The sequence below is a fragment of the Cellvibrio polysaccharolyticus genome (assembly GCF_015182315.1).
Lineage (GTDB): Bacteria > Pseudomonadota > Gammaproteobacteria > Pseudomonadales > Cellvibrionaceae > Cellvibrio > Cellvibrio polysaccharolyticus.
In genome coordinates this window covers 2,619,112-2,640,496 of the sequence record NZ_PRDL01000001.1, presented here as the reverse complement: position 1 = coordinate 2,640,496, position 21,385 = coordinate 2,619,112, and the positions used below count along the sequence as shown (strand labels likewise).

Here is a 21,385-nt window from a genome sequence, read left to right as displayed (position 1 = left end):
AGCCACATAAAAAGCATTCTCTATAAAGGCCTTTCTATGATCAGATTCTCTTCCTGTGTAAAAAAACTTTTCCTGGTAACATCAGGTTTGGTTATTTTGTTGCTCCTGCAAGCGTGCAGTGATCAAACCACTGAAAAAGCCGGAGGCGAAGTTCTGGCAGATGGCAAAAGTTTGAGTGGCGCCAATATTCTGGTATTCAGCAAAACCGATGGAGAGCGTCATGAATCAATTCCGGCGGGTATCGAGGCGCTAAAAACTTTAGCTCAAGACAACGGTTTTAAAATTGAAGCCAGTGAAGACTCCTCACTCTTTACCGATGCGGCGCTAAGCCAATTTAATGCGGTGGTATTTTTAAACACCAGCAATAACATATTGAATGAACAGCAAGAGCTGGCGATGGAACGTTACATTCAGGCCGGTGGCGGATTTGTGGGCATCCACTCAGCGGCTGAAACCGAATGGGAAGGTGACTGGTTCTGGTACCGCAAGCTGGTAGGTGCTGTTGCTCAGCGTCATGGCAGCGAAGCTGCCGAGCCAACAACGCACGTACACATAAACAACAAAGATCACATTTTTACAGAAACGTTGCCCGATCAATTTGAGTTGGCGGACGAAGGCTACCGCTATCGCGAGATTTATCAATTTATCAATATTGTTGCCAGTGTGAACGGTGTTGGTGCAGAGGGTGAAAATCATCCCGTTTCCTGGTATCACGAATTTGATGGCGGCCGCTCTTTTTATACCGGCCTCGGCCATTCGGCAGAAACCTTTGCCAATGAAAATTTCCTGAAACATCTGCTCGGTGGCATCAACTACGCGGTGGGTTTAAATCACCGAGGCCAACAAAAGCCGCAACTGGATTACAGCAAATCACGCCCCGAAAATAACCGCTTTATTAAAAAGACCCTCGTAGAAGGTTTGAATGAGCCAGTCAAATTTGACTTCTTCCCGAATGGCGATGCGCTCATCGCATTGCGCCCCGGCGAGTTTGTGCGGGTTGACTACAAAACCGGCCAGTCTCATCCGGCCGGAACCCTTGCGGTTGAGTATAAAAAAATCGAAGAGTGGGGCCTGGTGGGTGTGGCTGTTGACCCGGACTTTGCCAACACTAACTGGATTTATGCGGCGTTCAATGTAAAAGATGAGGCCGAAAACTATTACCAGAAGCTGTCCCGCTTTCAGTGGAAGAATAATCAGGTAGATGAAAGCAGTGAGCAGGAAATTCTGCGTTACGGTATAGATCACAACTGCTGCCACACCGGCGGTGATTTGCGCTTCGGCAATAACGGCGAATTGTTTTTTTCTACCGGCGATAACACCAATCCTCACGATCAGGATGGTTATGCACCGCTGGATTTCCGCCCTGACATGAAAAAGAACGATGGCTTGCGTGCACCGGGCAATACTCAGGACTTGCGCGGCAAGGTTCTGCGTATCAAGCCCAACGCTGACGGCAGCTACGACATTCCTGCCGGCAATCTGTTTGTTGATGCTGCCGAAGGCCGCCCGGAAATTTATGTGATGGGCGCGCGTAACCCCTACAGCATTACCTTCGACAAAAAAACCAACACACTTTTTTATGGTGATGTCGGCCCGGATGCCAACGTGGATTCTGATGAAAAAGGTGTACGCGGCTATGATGAAATTAACCGGGTAACCGCTGCCGGTAATTTTGGCTGGCCGCTGGTGATTGGTCAGAACCGGCCATACAAAATGTACGATTACATCAATCAGAAAGGCGGCGAAACGGTGAATGTTAATGCGCCGATGAATATTTCGCCGCGCAATACCGGGGCAAAACAATTACCACCGGCGCAGCCTGCTTTTATTGCTTACCCTTATGCAGTGTCCGACGTGTTCCCGGAGCTGGGGGCGGGCGGTCGCACGGCGTTGGTAGCAGACGTGTACCGCGCAGATGAATACCCGGAATCGGTCAATCGCTACCCGGGTTATTACGATAACAAATTGTTCATTGCCGAGTTTATGCGCGCCTGGGTGAAGGTTGTCAGCTTTGACAATCAGGGCCGCATTATAAAAATTGAACCCTTTGCGCCACAAATCAATTACTCATTGCCAATTGCCTCGCGCTTTGCTCCGGATGGAACCCTCTATGTACTGGAGTACGGCATGTCGTGGTTTACCGGCAACCCCGATGCTCGCCTTGCGTGCATTGAATATGTCGGCGCCGGGAATCGTCCACCGCTGGCGGCGATTACGCTGAATAAAAATCAGGCCGGCTTGCCCGCAAGCATTCAGGCATCCGCTGCGGAATCTGTGGATCTGGACGGTGACAATATCAGCTACCACTGGACGCTTGCCTGTGCAGACAATTCGTGTGCGACCAAAGCGCTGGGTGATGCGGAAGAGATTACTTTGCCCTTCACCAATGCCGGTAATTTTATAATGAATTTGCGGGTAACCGATGTGCACGGTGCAACCTCGACCGCCAGCCAGACATTGGAAATCGGTAATGAACCGGCGACCATTGAATTGGCGTCTGCGCAGAACAAATCTTTTTTCTGGGGCGATACGGAAAATTTTGCTTATCAACTGGTTATTAATGATCAGGAAGACGGTGTAATCAGCGAGATAGATAACAACAATCCCGGTGTTCAATTTACCTACAGCGCCGCCCGGGAACCGCAAGCGCAAGGGCATCAGCTGGCCAGCGTTGCCGATCAGGCGAAAAGCTTGCTGGACGCCAACAGTTGTATGAGTTGTCACAAAATGGAAGAAACTGTGGTGGGACCAGCGCTGCGTGATGTTGCTAAAAAATATCAGAATGATCCCAAAGCAATGGCTTATCTGGTGAATAAAATTGGTAATGGTGGCAGTGGTGTTTGGGGTGAAATGAATATGCCGGCGTTCGCCGGGCTGGGTGAGGCTGATCTTAAAATATTGGCAACCTATGTGCTCTCGCTCAATGACGACATTGAAGTCGCGTCCTTACCTTTGTCCGGGCAGTTATTGCTGGATGAACACCAGGCAAACAACGCATGGCTGACTGACAATACGCCGGTTACCACCTCCGGCGAGGCCTATCTGTTGAGTGCGAGCTACACCGACAAGCCGGTTAACGGTGCTGCTTCAATCAGGGTGGAGCAATCGTTTGCGCTGGTGCCTCATCGTTTCAGCCTTGATAGTATTTTCGATGCAAACACTGCCACTCGTGATGTAAAACGCAATACCTTCCGCCAGATCAACACCGTGCATATGCCGACAGTGGCAGACTGGTCAGGTTTTGCGCTGGGCAGCTTTGATCTGACGGAAATCCATGCGGTTCAGCTGGGCGCTTACTTCTTTAAAAAGGAGGTGAGTTGGCAGTTTGAATTACGCCGGGATAATGCAGCAGGGGAAGTTCTCGCGTCAGGTGTTTTAACGCCGGATGAACTCCGCGCCTATCAGCGTACTAAAATAGAAGTCACACCAACAGCAGGCTTTGTTGAGCTTTACCTGCAAGTTAAAATGGAAGCCGGAGCGTCCGGTGAACTGGCGTTGCAGGATATCAGCTTCGAGAAGTGATTCCCTATAATCCCGCGGTCCATGGATGGCCCTTCCTCCATAAAAATTTATAGAATAGCTGCAAACTAACCGCATCCTCAGGTGTCAGTTCAATGCCACGCCACGCGGCATTTTTGAAAACTACTGCCAGATACAGGTAACGAGGTAAATTTGCAGGATTTTACACAGGCTCAAATTCATACCCCGCGACTCACCTTGCGGACGTTAATCCCATCAGATAGCGAAGCGCTCTTCTCCATTTTTTCCGATCCCGAGGTGATGCGCTACTGGAATACGCCGCCCTGGGTTTCTATTGTGGATGCAGAACAATTTATCAGGGAGCATCAGGCAGGCATGTTATCCGGTGAGTGGGTCACGCTGGGTATCTTCGCCCGCGACGAGGATGCCCTGGTCGGCAAATGCATGTTGTTTCATTACGATCGCGAATCCCGTCGTGCTGAAATCGGTTTTGGTATTGCCCGTTCTACATGGGGCAAAGGTTACATTCAGGAAGCCGGTGCTGCGCTGATTGATTATGGTTTTAACACTATGCATCTTCGCCGTATTGAAGCCGAAATTGATCCGCAGAATCGCGCTTCTGGCAAAGCGCTGGAAAGGCTGGGCTTTGTGCAAGAAGGCCTGCTGCGTGAGCGCTGGCAAATCAATGGGGTTATTTCAGATTCTGCGCTTTATGGTCTGTTGGCTAAAAATTCTCCAGCCAAAATCAACAATTAAGCTCCCTGTTTAAATAACCCGGCTTTGGGTTAAATGGTCTCCCTGTAAACATAATCAACAAAACCTCTCTAAAAGGGTTTTGCTAAGGACGTAACAATGAAAAAAAGTATTCTACTGGCTTTTTCAATGCTGATCTCTGTTGGTGTGTCGGCTGCTGATTGGGTTGATAATAAAAAAATTGAAGCACTGTTTTCCGAGGCAGAGGTTACCGGAACATTTGTCCTTTATGATGTGGCTGAAGACAAATTGACCGGTTTTAATAAATCGCGGGCGGAAACCCGATTTTTCCCGGCATCAACCTTCAAGATCCCCAATACCCTGATCGGGCTTGCGGTGGGCGCGGTCGATAATGTCGATGAAATTTTGCCTTATGGCGGGGCTCCCCAGCCATTTCCCTCCTGGGAAAAAGATATGTCTCTTCGCGATGCGATAAAAATATCCAATGTGCCAGTTTACAAGGAATTGGCTCGTCGAATCACCCTTGAAAAAATGAGCAGTAACCTTCGTGCGTTGAATTACGGGAATAACGATATTGGTACTACCGTTGACAATTTCTGGCTGGTTGGTCCTCTTGAAATCAGTGCGGTTGAGCAAACCGCTTTTCTTGCAAAACTTGCACAAAAAACATTGCCGTTTCCTGTACGAATTCAGGAAACTACGCAGGGAATTGTATTGCTTGAAAAAACTGAAACCGGCTCGCTCTACGGAAAAACCGGCTGGGCAGATGCGCCTGAACCGGATATCGGCTGGTGGGTAGGTTGGGTAGTGAAGGATGGCAAAGTCTACAGCTTTGCGTTAAACATCGATGTGCTTGGCGAGGCCGATGGGCCAAAACGCATTCCACTGGGTAAGGCGAGTTTAAAAGTTCTGGGCGTGCTGTAGCCGCTGAGGATTATTTTAAAATACGGTTGCATTTTCAATAGCTCCGTTCCTATAATTCGCGCAGGGTGCCAGCTGCGGTTTGCAGTGAGGCAGGTTTATGCGTAGGTCGGGCCGCCACGCGGAGCTTGCCTGTCCATGAATCAGCACTTGATGCTTTTTTTGTGCACGCGTATTTTTCGCGTGCACCTGCTTTTTGAATATCCATTCTCTGCTGCCCGGTATCACGGTCAGCAACCTTGTCGTTCTCGTTTCTCCTTTTCTTCTTCGGTGTCATTGCCGCGACATTCCCGTTTCCATTGTTTTTTATGGCATCCGGAAAGTTTTTGCTTTATTCCGCTGCAAGCTGTGTCTCCGTTTTATCGTGATCTTCTTTTCTTTATTATCAAAGCCATTTTCCTCTTCAAGATGCTTGTGGTTATGCGATTGCTGCTTTTTGAGCTGTTGATCCTGCTTTAACAATTCAAAAAAATTGAAAACAATCTGCATAACTATTCGGTGGTTTCTTTCATGGAAAATCTGCTTAGCCTCTTCGTACGCTCAATTTTTATAGAAAACATGGCGCTCTCCTATTTTTTAGGCATGTGTACCTTTCTCGCTATCTCCAAAAGAATCGATGTGGCTGCCGGTTTGTCGGTTGCTGTTATCCTGGTGTTAACCATTACCGTGCCGTTGAACAATCTGATTTACACCCGGTTGCTGGATGAGGGCGCTCTGAAATGGCTGGGGCCCGACTACGAACATATTGATTTACGGTTTTTGCAGTTGGTCGTTTTTATCGGTGTAATTGCATCCATGGTGCAAATACTGGAAATGGTGTTGGATAAATACGCACCGGTGCTTTACAGCACGCTGGGTATCTTCCTGCCGTTGATCGCGGTTAACTGTGCAATAATGGGCGGCGTTTTGTTTATGGTAGAGCGCGAATACAATCTGGTAGAAAGCACGGTATTTGGTGCTGGAGCCGGGGTTGGCTGGTCGCTGGCACTGCTGGCCATGGCCGGCATTCGTGAAAAGCTGAAATACTCTGATATCCCGGATGGCTTGAGAGGTTTGGGTATTACCTTTATCAGCGCGGGTCTTATTGCACTGGCATTTATGTCGTTTGGCGGTATTACGCTGTAATAATTTCAAGGGAGAAATGATGCGTTTAATAAAAATATATACGGGCATTCTGTTGTGGCTTTTTGCCGGTAATCTGTTGGCAGATCAAAAAATTCCCTTTGAGCTGCCACGAAGTGAAGTTATTAGTATTCCCGATCGAAAAAACGACAGGGTTTATGAAATCCATATTCAGTTGCCTGCGAAGTATCAGGAAGATAAAAAGTACCCCGTGGTTTATATGACAGACTCCCCTTATACCTTTCCCATTGTTACCGGGGCGGCGCGCTATCCGGTGAATAATGAACGCATGAGGGATGTCATGTTTGTGGGCATTTCCTGGCAAACCGGCTATTCGCCGGCGGCCAGCCGCCGTCGTGATTACACGCCTACAGTAGATGCCCTCTGGGCGAATGATCCCGCCGCTGAGGCCGACAAACATCTGGAATTTATTCGCAATGAAGTCATTCCTTATATTGATACCCGCTTTAGTACCGAGATAACTAACAGAACCTATGTGGGTAATTCTCTGGGCGGTTTGTTTGGTTTTTATATCCTGCTTAACAATCCCTATTTGTTTAAAAACTACGTCATAGGAAGTCCATCGGTCTGGTGGGGAGAAAAGCATATTCTTGCTGCGGAAGCAAAAACAAAGCTACCTGCCGATCTTGCGGTAAATATATTTATTGCGGTGGGGGCGGATGAAATCCCAGGAAGGGATAGTCCAAAAAACGATATGGTGGGGCAGGCTAGGGAAATGTTTGACCGCTTAAAAGCCAGAGATCTGAAAAACAGCAAATTTGAAATGCGGGTTATTGAGCACGCGAATCACGCAACAGCCTTTCCGGTAACTTCAGCGCAGGGGTTATGGTGGTTGTTTAATAATGACACAGGCGATAAGAGAGGCGTGGCAAATCCTGCGCCCTAGATAGCAAATGCCCGGCCAGTGTTTTGCTGGCCGGGCATTCAGTTATTGCGGTTCGTAGCCCAATATCGGACTTAACCAACGCTCCATTTCCTGTAGCTTTTTTCCTTTACGCTGCGCCAGGCTTTCTACCTGATCTTTTTCGATTTTTCCTACCGGGAAATATTTGGATTCCGGGTGGGAGAAATACCAGCCGGATACCGCCGCGGTGGGGAACATGGCAAAGTGTTCGGTCAAAAATATACCGGTTTGCTGCTGTGCATCGGTCAGCTGGAACAGCTGGGTTTTTTCAGTATGATCCGGGCAGGCCGGGTAGCCGGGCGCCGGGCGGATGCCTTTGTATTGTTCGCGGATCAAATCTTCGTTGTCCAGTTGTTCATCGGCGGCGTAGCCCCAGAACTCCTTTCTCACACGCACATGCATATGTTCAGCAAAGGCTTCTGCAAAGCGGTCAGCAAGAGCTTTAACCATAATCGAGTTATAGTCATCGCCGGCGTCCTGATACGCCTTGGCCAATTCTTCGGCGCCAATACCCGCCGTTACTACAAAGCCGCCAATGTAATCCTGCTTGCCGGAATCTTTCGGTGCTACAAAGTCAGCCAATGAAAAATGCGGTGAGGATTCATTGCCTGCTTTTAATTGTTGCTGGCGAATATGGTGCAGGGTACTGATTTGTTCACCGGCATCGTTATACACGGCAATGTCATCATCGTTAACGGTATTGGCTGGCCAGAAACCAATCACACCGGAGGCTTTAATCAGTTTTTCATCCACCAGCTTGCGCAACATTTTTTGTGCGTCGTCATAGAGGTTGCGCGCGGCTTCACCGACGATTTCATCATCAAGGATGCGCGGGAATTTACCGGCCAGATCCCAGCTGATAAAGAAAGGCGTCCAGTCAATGTATTCAATCAACGTTTCCAGCGGGTAATCTTCGAACAAGCGGATGCCGGTAAAAATCGGTGTGGGCGGTGTGTAGTTGTCCCAATCCAGCTTGAATTTGTTTTTGATGGAATCAGGGTAGCTGCGTACTGTGCCACGGGGTTTACGGTTGGCGGTGCGCTCACGCACCACAACGTACTCCGCTTGCAGGTTTTCAATAAACTGCGGGCGCAGTTCGTCTGACAGCAAGGTGCTGGCCACGCCAACGGCGCGTGACGCGTCGGCAACGTAGACCACCTGATTAAGTTTAAACGCCGGGTCAATTTTTACCGCTGTGTGCGCTTTGGAGGTGGTGGCGCCACCAATCATCAGCGGTTTGTTAATGCCCAAACGTTCCATTTCCCGCGCAACAAATACCATTTCATCCAGCGACGGGGTAATGAGGCCGGAAAGGCCAATAATATCGCAGTTTTCTCTCACGGCAGTTTCAAGAATTTTATCGCAAGGCACCATCACGCCAAGGTCGAGAACCTCGAAGTTATTACATTGCAGTACTACGCCCACAATATTTTTGCCAATATCGTGTACGTCACCTTTCACGGTGGCCATCAAAATTTTGCCGTTAGGTTTGGATGCCTCGGTTTTTTCTTCTTCAATAAACGGCTGCAAGTAGGCGACCGACTGTTTCATTACCCGGGCAGATTTCACCACCTGCGGCAAAAACATTTTACCTTCACCGAATAAATCGCCGACCACGTTCATGCCGTCCATCAACGGGCCTTCGATGACATCCAGCGGGCGTGGATAGAACTGGCGGGCTTCTTCGGTATCGGCTTCAATGTGCGTTGAAATACCTTTTACCAGGGCGTATTCAATACGCTTGGCAATGGGCAAGCTGCGCCATTCGAGATCTTCTTTTTTCTCGCCGGTGCTGCCATCGCCGCGATATTTTTCGGCAATATCCAGCAAGGCTTCGGTGCCGCCAGGTGTGCGGTTGAGAATGACATCTTCAACGCGGTCTTTCAGTTCTTGTGGCAAGTCATCGTACAGGGCCAGCTGACCGGCGTTGACGATACCCATGTTCATGCCGGCTTTAATGGCGTAATACAAAAACACCGAGTGAATGGCTTCACGAACCGGGTTGTTACCGCGGAAAGAAAAGGAAACATTGGAGACGCCGCCGCTGACACCGGCGTGGGGCAGGTTGGCGCGAATCCAGCGAGTGGCTTCAATAAAATCGACCGCGTAGTTGTTGTGCTCTTCAATACCGGTAGCGACTGCAAAAATATTCGGATCGAAAATAATATCCTGTGGCGGGAAGTCCAGTTTGTCGACCAGCGTGCGGTAAGAACGCTCACAAATTTCCATCTTGCGCGCTTGCGTATCGGCCTGGCCGGTTTCATCAAATGCCATCACCACCACTGCTGCGCCGTAGCGCATACAGAGTTTGGCTTTTTGCAAAAACTCTTCTTCGCCTTCTTTCAGGCTGATGGAGTTAACAATGGGCTTGCCCTGAATGCATTTCAAACCGGCTTCAATAACATCCCATTTGGAGGAGTCAACCATAATGGGAACGCGGGCGATATCCGGTTCACCGGCAATCAAATTGAGGAAGCGCACCATGGCTTTGTGCGCATCCAGCATGCCTTCGTCCATGTTGATGTCGATAACTTGCGCACCGTTTTCAACCTGTTCCAGCGCCACTTCCAGCGCGGTGGAATAATCTTCTTCTACGATCAGGCGTTTGAAGCGAGCAGAGCCGGTAACGTTACAGCGCTCGCCAACGTTTACAAACAACGAATCTTTAGTGATGTTGAACGGCTCAAGGCCAGACAAACGGCACGCCGGTTCGATGTCGGGAATCACACGCGGAGAATGCTTGGCTACGGCTTCAGCAATGGCTTTGATGTGTGCAGGCGTGGTGCCGCAACAACCACCAATAATATTCAGAAAGCCGCTGGCCGCGAATTCTTCAACCACCGCGACCATTTCTTCCGGCGTCTGATCGTATTCACCAAATTCGTTGGGCAAACCGGCATTGGGGTGCGCGGACACATAGGTGGCGGCAACGCGAGACAGTTCCTGTACATAAGGGCGCAATTCTTTGGCACCAAGCGCACAGTTAAGGCCCATGGAAATAGGGCGGGCGTGTGCCAGCGAGTTGTAAAACGCTTCGGTGGTCTGGCCGGACAGGGTGCGGCCAGAGGCATCGGTAATGGTGCCGGAGATCATAATCGGCAAGCTGTAGCCGATTTCATCAAAATATTGTTGTACCGCAAATACCGCCGCTTTGGCGTTGAGGGTATCGAACACGGTTTCGATCATAATCAGATCAGCGCCGCCTTTTACCAGGCCATCGACCGATTCCACGTAGTTTTCGACCAACTGATCAAAGGTCACATTACGAGCGCTGGGGTCATTAACGTCGGGAGAAATGGAGCAGGTGCGGCTGGTCGGGCCAAGTACACCGGCAACAAAGCGCGGGCGAGCCGGGTTTTTCGCCGTCACCTCATCACATAACTCGCGGGCCAGTTTGGCGGCGGCGAAGTTCAATTCGTGGCTGAGGTCTTCCATGTCGTAGTCAGCCATGGAAATGCGCGTGGAGTTGAAGGTGTTGGTTTCCAGAATATCGGCACCGGCTTCGAGGTAAGCATGCTGAATTTCCCGAATAACCTCAGGCTTGGTAATACACAGCAAATCGTTATTGCCGGCAATGTCCATGTGGTAATTGGCAAAGCGCTCGCCGCGATAATCGGCCTCTTTGAGCTTGTAGCTCTGAATCATGGTGCCCATACCGCCATCAAGGATGAGGATACGTTCTTTAATGGCTTTATGGAGTGCGTCGATGCGGGCCTGGCTGGTGCTGGGAATACTCATGAAAAACCTGTCGGCAATGTACAAAAAAATTGCGGCGATTCTAGCAGAAAAGCCGCCTCACGTGGCCGTTTCCGGGTGGCGACAGGCGTTTGCCAGGATTTGTTAAGGGGCGGTGTGCGCCGTAGCTGGCAGGGTCGGGAGGCGCTATGCTGCGACCATCTTGATAAAAATCGGAGAATAAGGATGAAATATCGGCATTTTTGGCAGGTTTGCACCTCGGCGCTGGCGATGTTGCTGCTGGCAGTGAACGCTCAGGCGCACAATTTTTCAGCCCATACCAACATCCAATGGGCGGATCCCGACGGCCACCCGCTGACGCTGGATATCTACGTGCCGGATACCGGCAAGTCATCTTACCCGGTGCTGGTGATTTATCACGGTGGCGGCTGGCTGATTAACAACAATTCGATCATGAATGAGATGTCAAAGTACATCGCCAGCCATGGCGACTATGTGGTCGCCAATATGAATTACCGCCTGTTGGGCGATAACAACAATAGTGTCACCGCCAATCAGATCGTAGAAGATGTTTTCGGTGGTTTGCTCTGGGTAAAAGAGCATATCGCTACATATAAAGGTGACCCCGAGCGGGTGGCTGTAACGGGCGACAGCGCGGGAGGGCACCTGACGTCCATGATTCTGGTCGCTGGTCGAAATTTGAACAGCAAGGGCTTTGACGCGGAAAAGCCGGGTTTTAATCCGGTTTACCTGCCCAAAGGGGAAAGTGCTGAAAGCGTCGCCAGTCGGGATGGTTTGAAGGTTCAGGCGGCCGTTATCAGTTATGGCGCTTTTGACCTGTATCAGGCCGCAAAAAACGGCTTTGAAACGGAATCCAATGTTTTTTGGATGATGTCGGAAGCCAGGCCGCGCGGGATTTTTGGTCCGGATAAAAATACCGATAATGCCGAAGCCTGGTACAAGGCCGTGTCGCCCATTTATAACATTCCTGATGCGAAGCAATACAAGCTGCCGCCACAGTTCCATCATGTGGCTGAAAATGACAAGGTAACAACGCCGGAATCGATTAAAAAGTATGTCGATTTACTGGAAAAAGCGGGGCAGGAGGTGACTTACACCCTGTATCCTGGCCGTAACCACGCGTTTCTCGACAATGGTTGCAATGAGTTTTTGCAAGTCTGCTTTGATCGGGATGCTCCAGTGGCATTGGATGACATACTGACATTTTTGAACGGCATTTTTTACCCTGCTGCCCAATAAAATTGATTTGTTTTTGCAAAAGAGAATGGCTGTCGGATGCAGTGGTTTTTATAGAACAATCAACGACAAAGGATTTGGCTATCGCATTTATAGTGAAATCCCGCTGTCGCCGGGGCGGGGTTTGCAGTAAAATACCCGAGTAATTTAATCGGGTATAGAGGTTTGCAAACTCCCATGGTTAATGTAGAAATTACTGAATCCGCTCAGGCCTATTTGAAAGACCTGCTGGACCGTCAAAAAGACAACGATGGCATCGGTATCCGCATGTTCGTTGCCAGCCCGGGTACCGCCCAGGCTGAAACCTGTATCGCCTACTGCCGCCCGGGTGAAGAAAAGGAAGAAGACGTTGCTGTAGAACTGAATGGATTCACCGCCTGGTTTGAAGGCCGCAGCTTGCCGTTTCTGGAAGATGCCAAAGTCGATTATGCCACCGACAGAATGGGCGGCCAGCTTACTATCCGTGCCCCCAACTCGAAAATGCCACGCGTCAACGACGACAGCCCGCTGGAAGATCGCATCAACTACGTGCTGTACAACGACGTAAACCCCAGCCTGGCCTCCCACGGCGGCAACGTGAGCCTGGTAGAAGTGACCGATGATATGATCGCCGTATTGCAATTCGGCGGCGGTTGTCAGGGTTGCGGTTCTGTAGCGATTACTCTGAAGCAGGGCATCGAAGTTCAATTGATGGACAAACTGCCCGAACTCAAAGGCATCCGCGACGTAACTGACCATACAGACCGTAGTAATGCGTATATGTAAGTAAATAACGGCTGTATTGCCCGAGGGGTGATGCAGTCGGCTGTACAAAACAGGAAAAATCTGAAAACATTTTATCTTTGCCGATAAAATGTTTTTTTCATTTAATGACAGGGAGTAGTGTAATGATTAACCGCTTTTTAATGACTCTTCTTTCGTTGGGTTTGGCTTCTGCTGCCAGCGCTGATAGTTTGCCTCATCCGGGAACTGAACGTCCTCTAATTCAAAGAGTTGAATACAAAACATCTGAATATGAACAATTTAATGTACATATAGATATTCCTAATAATAGTGAAATTAACTTATTTTCCCAGACAATAGAAAATAACGTTCTCACCGTCACTCTTGCATATACTTTGCCTAACCGATTCACGTTTGGGACATTACCGCCTTACATAGGAGGGTTCGTAATCCCCGGTCTTCCAGAGGGCGAATACACCTTGAAAGTCGTACGTCTGGAGACGGGTTCAAGCGAAGTGGCTGAAGAAGACCAAGTCTTACTTTCCATTGAGGCTGGCCCGGAACCTATTCCGGTATATGGCATGTTCCATACTGAAATCGAACACTTCTTTATCACTGCGGATACTGAAGAGCGGGATTTTATTACTCAGTACGGCTGGAATGTAATTGATAAAGGTTTTAACGCATGGCCCTCGGAAGGAGATGCGCCTGAAACTGCGTTACCGGTTTGTCGCTTCTACTCCGAGAAAGTAAATTCGCATTTCTACACGCTTGATGAGGAAGAGTGCGAATTCCTGAAGGACGAGCAGCATGGATGGACCTATGAAGGAATTGCTTTTAAAGCAATCCCTCCAATAAACGGAGTTTGCGCCGAAGGCACTGAGCCGGTTTGGCGTATGTTTAACCCCGCAACGGGTCACCGCCAATGGGAAGGCCAATGGATCAACACGGTCAATCACCGTTTTACCACCGATCAAAATATCTACCAGGTTAGTGCAATGGCTGCCTTTCAGGCAGAAGGCGTTGCGTTCTGCTCTCCTGAATAATAGAAAAGTGAGTTGCTAATTCAATAAAAAACCGGAGGCTATTTGTCTCCGGTTTTTTATTGGGCTGCCAGAAAAATTTTATGCATTATAAATTCTGCGGTAGGTGTCCGTAGCGGGGCTGTTATTGGACGTTGAGTAATACAACTTGCCAGCCATAAATGCGTCGCGAACATCTTTATTTTCCATCGCTGCCAGTTCGGCTTCCTGCTCAACCAGAAACCACTCGGGCACTGGTTGGGAGTTGGCGACTATTTGATGGCGATTAAAACCAAAGCCATTGGTTTTATTTTTCACGCTATCTCGAAACGCATCGTTAAAAACTTCATAAGCGGCTTGCAGTGTTTCGTCAGTGATTGTCAATCCGCGTTTTTCCCACTCATCTATCGTCTTTTCTCCACCCAGCACCAGCATTCCCAAACTTCTTACATTATCTATTCCGGTTCGCAGCTGGGGAGTTAGCGTTACTTTATCTTGTGGGGTCGTTGAGGCGGCATTATCTTGCCGCTGGGCGGCAGGTGTTGTCGGATTTGGGGGGTTGTAGGCTTCAATTCGGTAGTTTGGAAAGTCAATTTTCATGTAAAACCTCCTTGTTTTGTTACTATATCTGCCAATGCAGCTAGCATGCCAGGGAGGATGAAAGCCAATGCGTAAGGTTAAATTCCTGTAACTCCCTAATCAATGTACATTGGGTGTAGGAATTCTATATTTGAGTTTTTTCAACTTTGACTGATATTTAAGAATAAAATACCATTCTTTTTTGGATGCTTTTCTATTACATGGAGATACATGATGTTAAATAAATATTTACTAATGGGTACACTGTTAGCCAGCTCATCATTGATGGCTTATGATCAACAAGAAAATGCCGTTATTCAGCCAATTACTCAACCAATATCTGCATTTGAACCCTTCACTGTTTTTGTCAAAAACACCACGAATCATCCTTCTATCTATATTTTTTCAAAAAAAATAGTGGGTAATGAGATAGAAATAGTTTATACCCATGAACGAAATAGCGTGGGATCTTTCGGGTACTATCCTGAACCCGAAACGCCTCCTGTTATTCCATTGGTAACATTTAATGGGCTTCCTGGTGGAGTCTACACCCTGAAGACAATAGGTTTGCCATACAGTTTCAATGCGCTATCTCTTGAAGATGAAGTGGAGCTTGTAGTGGAAGATTCTCCGGCCACTATCGATGTCTATGAATTATTTAATACAACCTATAGAAGTTACTTTATCACGCAAGATTCATCAGAGCGCGATCACTTGATCAGTCAGCCAGATATTTCCTGGGGTATTAATCATTGGTATGAAATAAGTGCTGGCTTCAAAGCATGGGCAGTAGAAGGTGCTGCACCTTCTACTGCGTTGCCGGTGTGTCGACTTTACTCGGCACATGTTGAATCACATTACTATACGATAGATGAAGAAGAGTGTGATTTTTTACAAACTCTTGGCTGGCAATTTCAGGGAGATGCATTCAAGGCAATTCCAGCGGTAGGTGGCGTGTGCCCATCCGGTACCGTTGCTGTTTTGCGTCTTTATATAGACCGCATGCCCTCATCTACGATGAATCATCGTTTCACGACGGATGCTGAGGCGTATCAATCCATGATCCACCAGGGTTGGACTGGCGAAGGCGTTGCGTTTTGCTCCCCTGAGTGATGATGGGTAATTGAAAGTGAAGAAGCCCGGAGAGTGTATGCTTTCCGGGCTTTTTTGCATCTCAATATCAGCTTCTTCAGTAAAGATTAAATGTCTCGTCCGCAATCAGTTCGTCTTCAATCATCAAGGTGATTCGCCAGTTGCCGATTTTGTTTTCTACCGGTTTCCAGATGGTGTCGCCGATGAAAAAATTCCAGTCATTTTGCTTTACGTATTCTTCACCTGCGAAAGGCGGCATGGGTTTGCCGTCTTCATCGGGAATGTTCGGGTGGTAGATGCAGTAATGCAGTTTTTTATTTTTCGCTTTTTTGATATTGACTACATAACCGAATTCAATGTCCAGTTCGCAGGGGATATCCCGGGTCATTTTTATTAACTCGGGCAATTCTTTGGATTTGTTGTCCCACTGGGTGTAAATGCCCCGGGTCATCAAGCGTACTTCAACTTTCTTTTTTGCCATAATTTATCAATAAATATTTATTAGGTGTGGAGTGTTTTTCGCTGTGAGGGATGAAAACAGTTGTTCCAGGTGGCTGAAAATTTCGAGCGAAAATCCTGAGTGAAAGTTCTGATTAAAAAGTCCCGAGCGGTATAAATCGTGCATTATAGCAGGATCAGCTTCCTCTTTTATGGGTGGGCTTCCCGAGGGATTCTCCTGAAGCTTATTATAATGACCGGAAAATGCATGGTATTGGTAACCTTATTGCGGGTGGGTTAGAGGGGCGAAGTATGAGTAACAAACCACATAAGCACCTTGCTGGTTCACATCTTAAAGTGCAGGCACGGCTGATGCTGGATGAGGAAATTGCTTTTGGGCCCGGCAAGGCCGATTTACTGGATGCTATTCATGCTACCGGCTCTATTTCTGCTGCGGGTAAACAATTGGGTATGAGTTACCGACGTACCTGGATGCTGGTGGATAGTATGAATCGCTGCTTTCAGCAGCCCTTGGTGGAAACGGCGACTGGCGGGGCTAAAGGGGGTGGTAGCCAGCTTTCTGCCTTGGGTGTTGAGGTGCTCAAGCACTACCGGGAATTACAAGCTGCTATTGACCTTGTGACCCGGGAACACTTTCCTGTGTTTCAACCCTGGTTACGATCAAGCCCTTTGCCGGCAACTGCCTGATTAAGGTTGCTCTACCAGTTCGCCTTTGCTCATCCAATATTGGCTGTTGGTGAGATACTTTGCTTCAGATAAAGAATGCGTAACATACATCATCGGGATTTGGCACTCGCCGGCAATGCGCAAGAAGAAGGGCAATATTTGCTGTTTCAAGCGTTCATCCAACGCTGATAAAGGTTCATCCAGTAATAACAGCTCCGGTGAATAAAGCACTGCTCTGCCCAAAGCTACCCTTTGTTTTTCACCGCCGGAAAGCGCCCCGGGTTTTCTGTTTAACAAGGGCGAAATTTCCAGCAAGTCGGCGACAGCCTCCAATGAAAAACGCCGTTGCTGCGGGTTTATATTGTTGTAGCCGTAGAGCAAATTATTGTGAACAGACAAATGGGGCAGGAGTTGCCCGTCCTGAAACACCAAACCAATATGGCGCTTGTGTGGGGGAACCCACACGCTGGATCGGGTATCACATAATGTTTTTTGATTCAGCGTAATGGTGCCTTGTTCCGGTTTGAGCAAACCGGCGATAAGCGCCAGTAACGTACTTTTGCCACTGCCCGATGCTCCCAAAATGGCTGTAACAGGTTCATTAAAGGTCTGTTTTATTTTCAGTACAAAAGCGTGTCTGGGGCAGGTGATATTCACATCAAGCATTTTGCACTCCCAGCCAACGTTCTACCCGGCGTGTTAGCAAATTACTGAGTAACAATGACAGGAAAGCAATCGTTACGCAGATCAGGATTAACCGTGTGGCAATCGCTTCACCATTAATCTGGTTGGTCGCAGAGTAAATAGCCAGCGGCAGGGTTCTTGTCTCACCGGCAATATTGCCCACAAAAGTAATGGTTGCCCCGAACTCTCCCAATGAGCGGCTGAACACCATAATGGAGCCAATCAGAATGCCGGGTAGCATCAGCGGCAGGGTAACGGTAAACCAGACTTTAACGGGGCTGGAGCCAAGTGTGCTGGCTGCCAGTTCAAAACGTTTATCGATCATTTGTACCGACAGTTTTGCCGCTTGCACCATCAATGGGAAAGCAATAGTGGCGGCAGCCAGAACGGCGCCTTTCCAGTTGAAAGCAAGCTCAATACCGAAATTGTTTTTCAACCACTGCCCGGCAACCCCCTGGCTGCCAAAGGTAACCAGCAACAAGTAACCCGGTACCGTAGGCGGTAGCACCATGGGCATGAATAAAATAGATTCAACAATCGGCTTCGCCATAAAGTTTTTTCGTGCTAACAGCCAGCCGAAAAAAACGCCTGGAATCAAGCACACCAGTGTTGCACTGATACCTACCTGTGCTGAAAGTATCAGTACTTCCCATTCTGCATCGGTCAGCATGGAAATAGTCACTCCTGAACGGTGTACATAAAAAATATTTATTGAAAGAGGGTAAACCCGTAGCGTTCAAACACTGCTGCTGCCTTTGGTGACTGTAAAAACAACCAGAATTGTTCGGCTTCGGGGCTGGATCTGGCGGTGAGTGAGCCGGGATAAACAATAGCGGAATGGCTTTCTTTGGAGAAAGTAGCAATAATTTTTACTTTACCGGTCATCAGTGCATCGGTTCTATAAACAATACCCAATTTGCATTCACCGCGTTCCACAAATGCCAGTGCGGTGCGCACATCTTCTGTTTCTACCAGATTGCGGGTAACTGCATCCCACCAGCCATAGTATTGCAAGGCCTGTTTGGCATATTTACCGACGGGCACAGAGGCGGTATCGCCAGTGCACAATCTGTTTTTTACAAATACCGAGGTATCAAAATTTTTATCCATAACGATCGCGATATCATTGTTTACAGGGGTAATGATGACCAGATCATTTTGTAGTAAATCCATTCGGCTGGTCGAATCCAGAAGCTTGCGTTGTTCCAGATAATCAGCCCAGTCTTTATCCGCAGAAATAAATATATCCGCCGGGGCTCCGTGTTCTATTTGTTTGGCTAAAGTTGACGATCCGGCAAAGGAGGTTTTAATTTTTTGCTGCGGATGCTCTTGCTCCCATTGTTCGTTGAGTTCCTGCATAACGTCGGTGAGACTGGCAGCGGCAGATACCCTGATTTCATCGGCGTGAGCTATGCCGATTGAAAAAAACTGGCAAGTGACGCTAATAAAAAAGGCGAGTAGCGCTTTTTGTAGTCTGTTTTTGGTGGTTAACATGTTTTTAACCATTGGCGCTTTAAGCGTGATGTTTTGTTCATAAAATTTTATCGCTATATCTGTATGGATATAACGATATAAAGCAATGATGAGGCCAGGTTGACAGGTTTACATGAAAACGATGAAATGTTTTTTGTGGTGCAGAAAAGTCAGTCAATTTAAGGATTTGCACCAATAAATGACTTTTTTAAAAGGTGGGGGTTGCCTTAAAAAAGTGCAGCTAAAAAAATTGTGTATTTATTTGGAACACAATAGCGTGAATATCCCTGTGTTTTTATAAAGGAAATTTCACAGCGTCGGTATTTTATGCGTAAGTGCCGCAAGCATGAGCCGATGCCCAGGCCCATTGGAAATTGAAACCGCCCAGGTGGCCGGTTACATCAACCACTTCGCCAATAAAAAACAGGCCGGGATGTTGTTTACTTTCCATGGTTTTTGAAGATAGTTCATCGGTATCTACACCACCCAGCGTCACTTCTGCGGTGCGATAACCCTCGGTGCCTGCCGGTATCAATTCCCAGCGGTGAAAATGATCGGCAATGGCTTCAAATTCCTTGTGTGAATAATCGGCCAGTGGCTTGTTGCTGCACCAGAGATTACACAAGGTTTCCGCCAGGCTACGGGTCATTAATTCGGCGATCACTGTTAATAGATGGACTTTGGGGCGTTGCTTTTGCAAATCTTTCAAATGCGCAAGCAAATCCATTGCAGGCAACAAATTAATGGAAAGTGTTTTCCCCGGTCGCCAGTAAGATGAAATTTGCAGCATCGCCGGGCCGCTTAAGCCGCGGTGTGTGAACAACAAGCTTTCTGTAAATTGTTGCTCACCGCAGTGTGCGGTTACTTCAAGAGAGTTGCCTACACAATCTTTGAAGGGTTGTAGTTGTTCCGGTGACAAGGTAAATGGCACCAGCCCCGCGGACAGCGGATAGAGCTGCAAACCCAATTCTGTCGCGAGGTTGTAACCAAAACCGCTTGCTCCCAGGGTGGGAATAGATAAACCGCCGGTAGCAATAACCAGTGATTCCACCCGAATAATCCCCTGGCTGGTAGACACCCGATAGCGGAAGGGCGCAGAACCTTCGCCCAGGGCTTCTATTTTTTCAATGGTGCAATGCATTCGAATATTGGCGCCGGCTTCTGCGCATTCATCCAGCAACATATCCAGAATGGCTTGGGCTTTGGTGTCGCAAAACAATTGCCCGGATTTCTTCTCGTGCCAGGTAATACCGTGTTTATTGACCAGCTCCAGAAAATCCCACTGGGTAAAACGCTTTAGCGCCGATTTGCAAAAGTGGGGGTTTTCCGACAGGTAATTGCCGGGTTCGGTAAACAGGTTGGTGAAATTGCAGCGGCCACCACCAGACATCAGAATTTTTTTGCCGGGCTTATTGGCGTGATCAACCACCAGTACGCGGCGTCCGCGTTTACCCGCAGTCGCACCACAAAACAACCCGGCAGCACCGGCACCAATAATCAATACATCTGTTTCTGCGGGGAGAGTCATGGGGCAGGGCGGCACTTTCAGGTACTAAAAAGGGTGGCCATGATAACCCCGGCTTTCCCTAAATCCTATGTTTTTCCCGGTATTCGGCTTGTGCCAGAAGGTGATAATCAATCTCGCCAGGTAATAATAATTATAATTAATTGATAATAGTTATTGTTTGTATTAAATTACGCCACCGTTACCACTGGATGGCCCCGTGCGGGTCTTTTTTGGAGAATCCCCTATGCCCAGCTTCCGCAAGCTCCTGTCTGTTGGACTTTTCTCTGCCGCCCTTGGCAGCTCATTTGCCAGCGCACATACCCCTTACATTGCTCCCGCCACCTTTGATCCCTTGTTTCAAGGCTGGGTGACGATGGATGCCTCTTTCGCCGATGCGTTTTTTATCCCGGAAGTGGTGTTTGATAACAGCGAGTTTCACGTCATTGATCCGGCCGGGGTGAAGTCTGCACCGCTTACCGTAGAGCGCTTGAAAACCCGCGCTGTGGTGGAGCATCAGCTGAAAGAAAAGGGCACTTACCGTTTTAGTACCGGTGTTCGCCATGGCGCCATTTTCAGAACCTACGAGCAAAACGGCGAGCGCAAGTCTCTCCGCGATCCGAACGAAGCCTTGCCGGAAGGCGCCAAACTGCTGGATCACTTCCAGTCAGTTACCCTCGCAGAAAGCTATATCACCCTCGGTGCGCCGAATGAAAATGCACTCAAGCCTTATGGTAAAGGTTTGGAAGTGGTGCCAGTTTCCCACCCTAACGATGTGTACGAGGGCGAAAAATTCCGCGTACAGGTGCAATTCGATGGCAAACCGCTGGCAGACCAAAGCGTGCAGATTTTCCCGACGTATGTGGGTAAAGATGGCCATGCCAAAGCGATTCTGGATGTAAAAACCGATAGCAAAGGTTTTGCTGATCTGGCGCTGCCAAAGGCCGCCACTTATTTATTGCAAACCCGTTATCGCCACGCTGCACCCAAAGGCGCAGAGGCACCGCAATACAGTTACACCTACACCTTGTCATTTGAAGTTGGCAAGCAGTAATTTTTTTACAAAAA

General features: G+C 48.3%; 18 protein-coding genes and 1 pseudogene. 11 read left to right on the top strand and 8 right to left on the bottom strand.

The window, feature by feature from the left end; all coding sequences use genetic code 11:
* Positions 1-96 precede the first annotated feature (96 nt).
* From C4F51_RS11350 to blaOXA, 3 genes are all read left to right on the top strand, one after another.
* Positions 97-3,522 (top strand): ThuA domain-containing protein, encoded by a 3,426-nt coding sequence (locus C4F51_RS11350; protein ID WP_193909877.1) that lies wholly within the window; start codon positions 97-99, stop codon positions 3,520-3,522.
* Positions 3,523-3,672: 150 nt separating this feature from the next.
* On the top strand, positions 3,673-4,236 hold the full coding sequence (locus tag C4F51_RS11345; RefSeq protein ID WP_193909876.1) for a GNAT family N-acetyltransferase: 564 nt from the start codon (positions 3,673-3,675) through the stop codon (positions 4,234-4,236).
* Positions 4,237-4,332: 96 nt separating this feature from the next.
* On the top strand, positions 4,333-5,118 hold the full coding sequence (gene blaOXA, locus C4F51_RS11340) for a class D beta-lactamase (RefSeq protein ID WP_193909874.1): 786 nt from the start codon (positions 4,333-4,335) through the stop codon (positions 5,116-5,118).
* A 49-nt stretch (positions 5,119-5,167) separates the two neighbouring features.
* Here blaOXA and C4F51_RS11335 read toward each other — a convergent pair whose 3' ends face one another.
* Positions 5,168-5,392 (bottom strand): hypothetical protein, encoded by a 225-nt coding sequence (locus C4F51_RS11335; protein ID WP_193909872.1) that lies wholly within the window; start codon positions 5,390-5,392, stop codon positions 5,168-5,170.
* Between the two features lie 233 nt (positions 5,393-5,625).
* On the opposite strand from C4F51_RS11335, the gene nqrE reads away from it, so the two are divergent.
* Both nqrE and C4F51_RS11325 read left to right on the top strand, forming a co-directional pair.
* Positions 5,626-6,240: an NADH:ubiquinone reductase (Na(+)-transporting) subunit E gene (gene nqrE / locus C4F51_RS11330; protein ID WP_193909870.1), complete on the top strand. Its 615-nt coding sequence runs from the start codon at positions 5,626-5,628 to the stop codon at positions 6,238-6,240.
* A 19-nt stretch (positions 6,241-6,259) separates the two neighbouring features.
* Positions 6,260-7,144, top strand: coding sequence for an alpha/beta hydrolase (locus C4F51_RS11325; RefSeq protein ID WP_193909869.1), 885 nt, complete (start codon positions 6,260-6,262; stop codon positions 7,142-7,144).
* Between the two features lie 42 nt (positions 7,145-7,186).
* Here C4F51_RS11325 and metH read toward each other — a convergent pair whose 3' ends face one another.
* Positions 7,187-10,831, bottom strand: a complete 3,645-nt coding sequence (gene metH, locus C4F51_RS11320) for a methionine synthase (protein WP_328701432.1) — start codon at positions 10,829-10,831, stop codon at positions 7,187-7,189.
* Here metH and C4F51_RS11315 point away from each other — a divergent pair.
* The 3 genes from C4F51_RS11315 to C4F51_RS11305 all read left to right on the top strand — a co-directional run bounded on the left by C4F51_RS11315 (position 10,745) and on the right by C4F51_RS11305 (position 13,884).
* A complete protein-coding gene (locus tag C4F51_RS11315; RefSeq protein ID WP_328701355.1) occupies positions 10,745-12,118 on the top strand; it encodes an alpha/beta hydrolase in 1,374 nt (457 codons plus the stop codon). The genes metH and C4F51_RS11315 overlap by 87 nt on opposite strands.
* A gap of 174 nt (positions 12,119-12,292) precedes the next feature.
* On the top strand, positions 12,293-12,880 hold the full coding sequence (gene nfuA, locus C4F51_RS11310) for a Fe-S biogenesis protein NfuA (protein ID WP_193909865.1): 588 nt from the start codon (positions 12,293-12,295) through the stop codon (positions 12,878-12,880).
* Positions 12,881-13,002: 122 nt separating this feature from the next.
* A complete protein-coding gene (locus tag C4F51_RS11305; RefSeq protein ID WP_193909863.1) occupies positions 13,003-13,884 on the top strand; it encodes a hypothetical protein in 882 nt (293 codons plus the stop codon).
* A gap of 78 nt (positions 13,885-13,962) precedes the next feature.
* On the opposite strand, the gene C4F51_RS11300 is transcribed toward C4F51_RS11305, so the two are convergent.
* Positions 13,963-14,460 (bottom strand): hypothetical protein, encoded by a 498-nt coding sequence (locus tag C4F51_RS11300; RefSeq protein ID WP_193909861.1) that lies wholly within the window; start codon positions 14,458-14,460, stop codon positions 13,963-13,965.
* Positions 14,461-14,670: 210 nt separating this feature from the next.
* On the opposite strand from C4F51_RS11300, the gene C4F51_RS11295 reads away from it, so the two are divergent.
* Positions 14,671-15,552, top strand: a complete 882-nt coding sequence (locus tag C4F51_RS11295; protein WP_193909859.1) for a hypothetical protein — start codon at positions 14,671-14,673, stop codon at positions 15,550-15,552.
* Between the two features lie 76 nt (positions 15,553-15,628).
* On the opposite strand, the gene C4F51_RS11290 is transcribed toward C4F51_RS11295, so the two are convergent.
* Positions 15,629-16,012, bottom strand: a complete 384-nt coding sequence (locus C4F51_RS11290; RefSeq protein ID WP_193909857.1) for a DUF3859 domain-containing protein — start codon at positions 16,010-16,012, stop codon at positions 15,629-15,631.
* Between the two features lie 269 nt (positions 16,013-16,281).
* Here C4F51_RS11290 and C4F51_RS11285 point away from each other — a divergent pair, with 269 nt between their 5' ends.
* Positions 16,282-16,677 (top strand): winged helix-turn-helix domain-containing protein, encoded by a 396-nt coding sequence (locus tag C4F51_RS11285; protein WP_193909855.1) that lies wholly within the window; start codon positions 16,282-16,284, stop codon positions 16,675-16,677.
* Between the two features lie 150 nt (positions 16,678-16,827).
* Here C4F51_RS11285 and C4F51_RS11280 read toward each other — a convergent pair.
* From C4F51_RS11280 to C4F51_RS11265, 4 genes and pseudogenes are all read right to left on the bottom strand, one after another.
* Positions 16,828-17,322 (bottom strand): annotated as a pseudogene (locus C4F51_RS11280) (ATP-binding cassette domain-containing protein); the annotation flags it as partial.
* Positions 17,315-18,010: a molybdate ABC transporter permease subunit gene (gene modB / locus C4F51_RS11275; RefSeq protein ID WP_193909851.1), complete on the bottom strand. Its 696-nt coding sequence runs from the start codon at positions 18,008-18,010 to the stop codon at positions 17,315-17,317. The gene modB and the pseudogene C4F51_RS11280, both read right to left, overlap by 8 nt.
* 38 nt (positions 18,011-18,048) lie before the next feature.
* The gene (gene modA / locus C4F51_RS11270; protein ID WP_202987667.1) at positions 18,049-18,834 is read right to left on the bottom strand and encodes a molybdate ABC transporter substrate-binding protein; all 786 of its coding nucleotides are present in this window, start codon (positions 18,832-18,834) and stop codon (positions 18,049-18,051) included.
* Positions 18,835-19,138: 304 nt separating this feature from the next.
* Positions 19,139-20,341 carry a BaiN/RdsA family NAD(P)/FAD-dependent oxidoreductase gene (locus C4F51_RS11265; RefSeq protein ID WP_193909848.1) on the bottom strand — a complete coding sequence of 401 codons (1,203 nt, stop codon included), beginning with the start codon at positions 20,339-20,341 and terminating at the stop codon, positions 19,139-19,141.
* Positions 20,342-20,564: 223 nt separating this feature from the next.
* Here C4F51_RS11265 and C4F51_RS11260 point away from each other — a divergent pair, with 223 nt between their 5' ends.
* The gene (locus C4F51_RS11260) at positions 20,565-21,371 is read left to right on the top strand and encodes a DUF4198 domain-containing protein (protein WP_193909846.1); all 807 of its coding nucleotides are present in this window, start codon (positions 20,565-20,567) and stop codon (positions 21,369-21,371) included.
* Positions 21,372-21,385 lie beyond the last annotated feature (14 nt).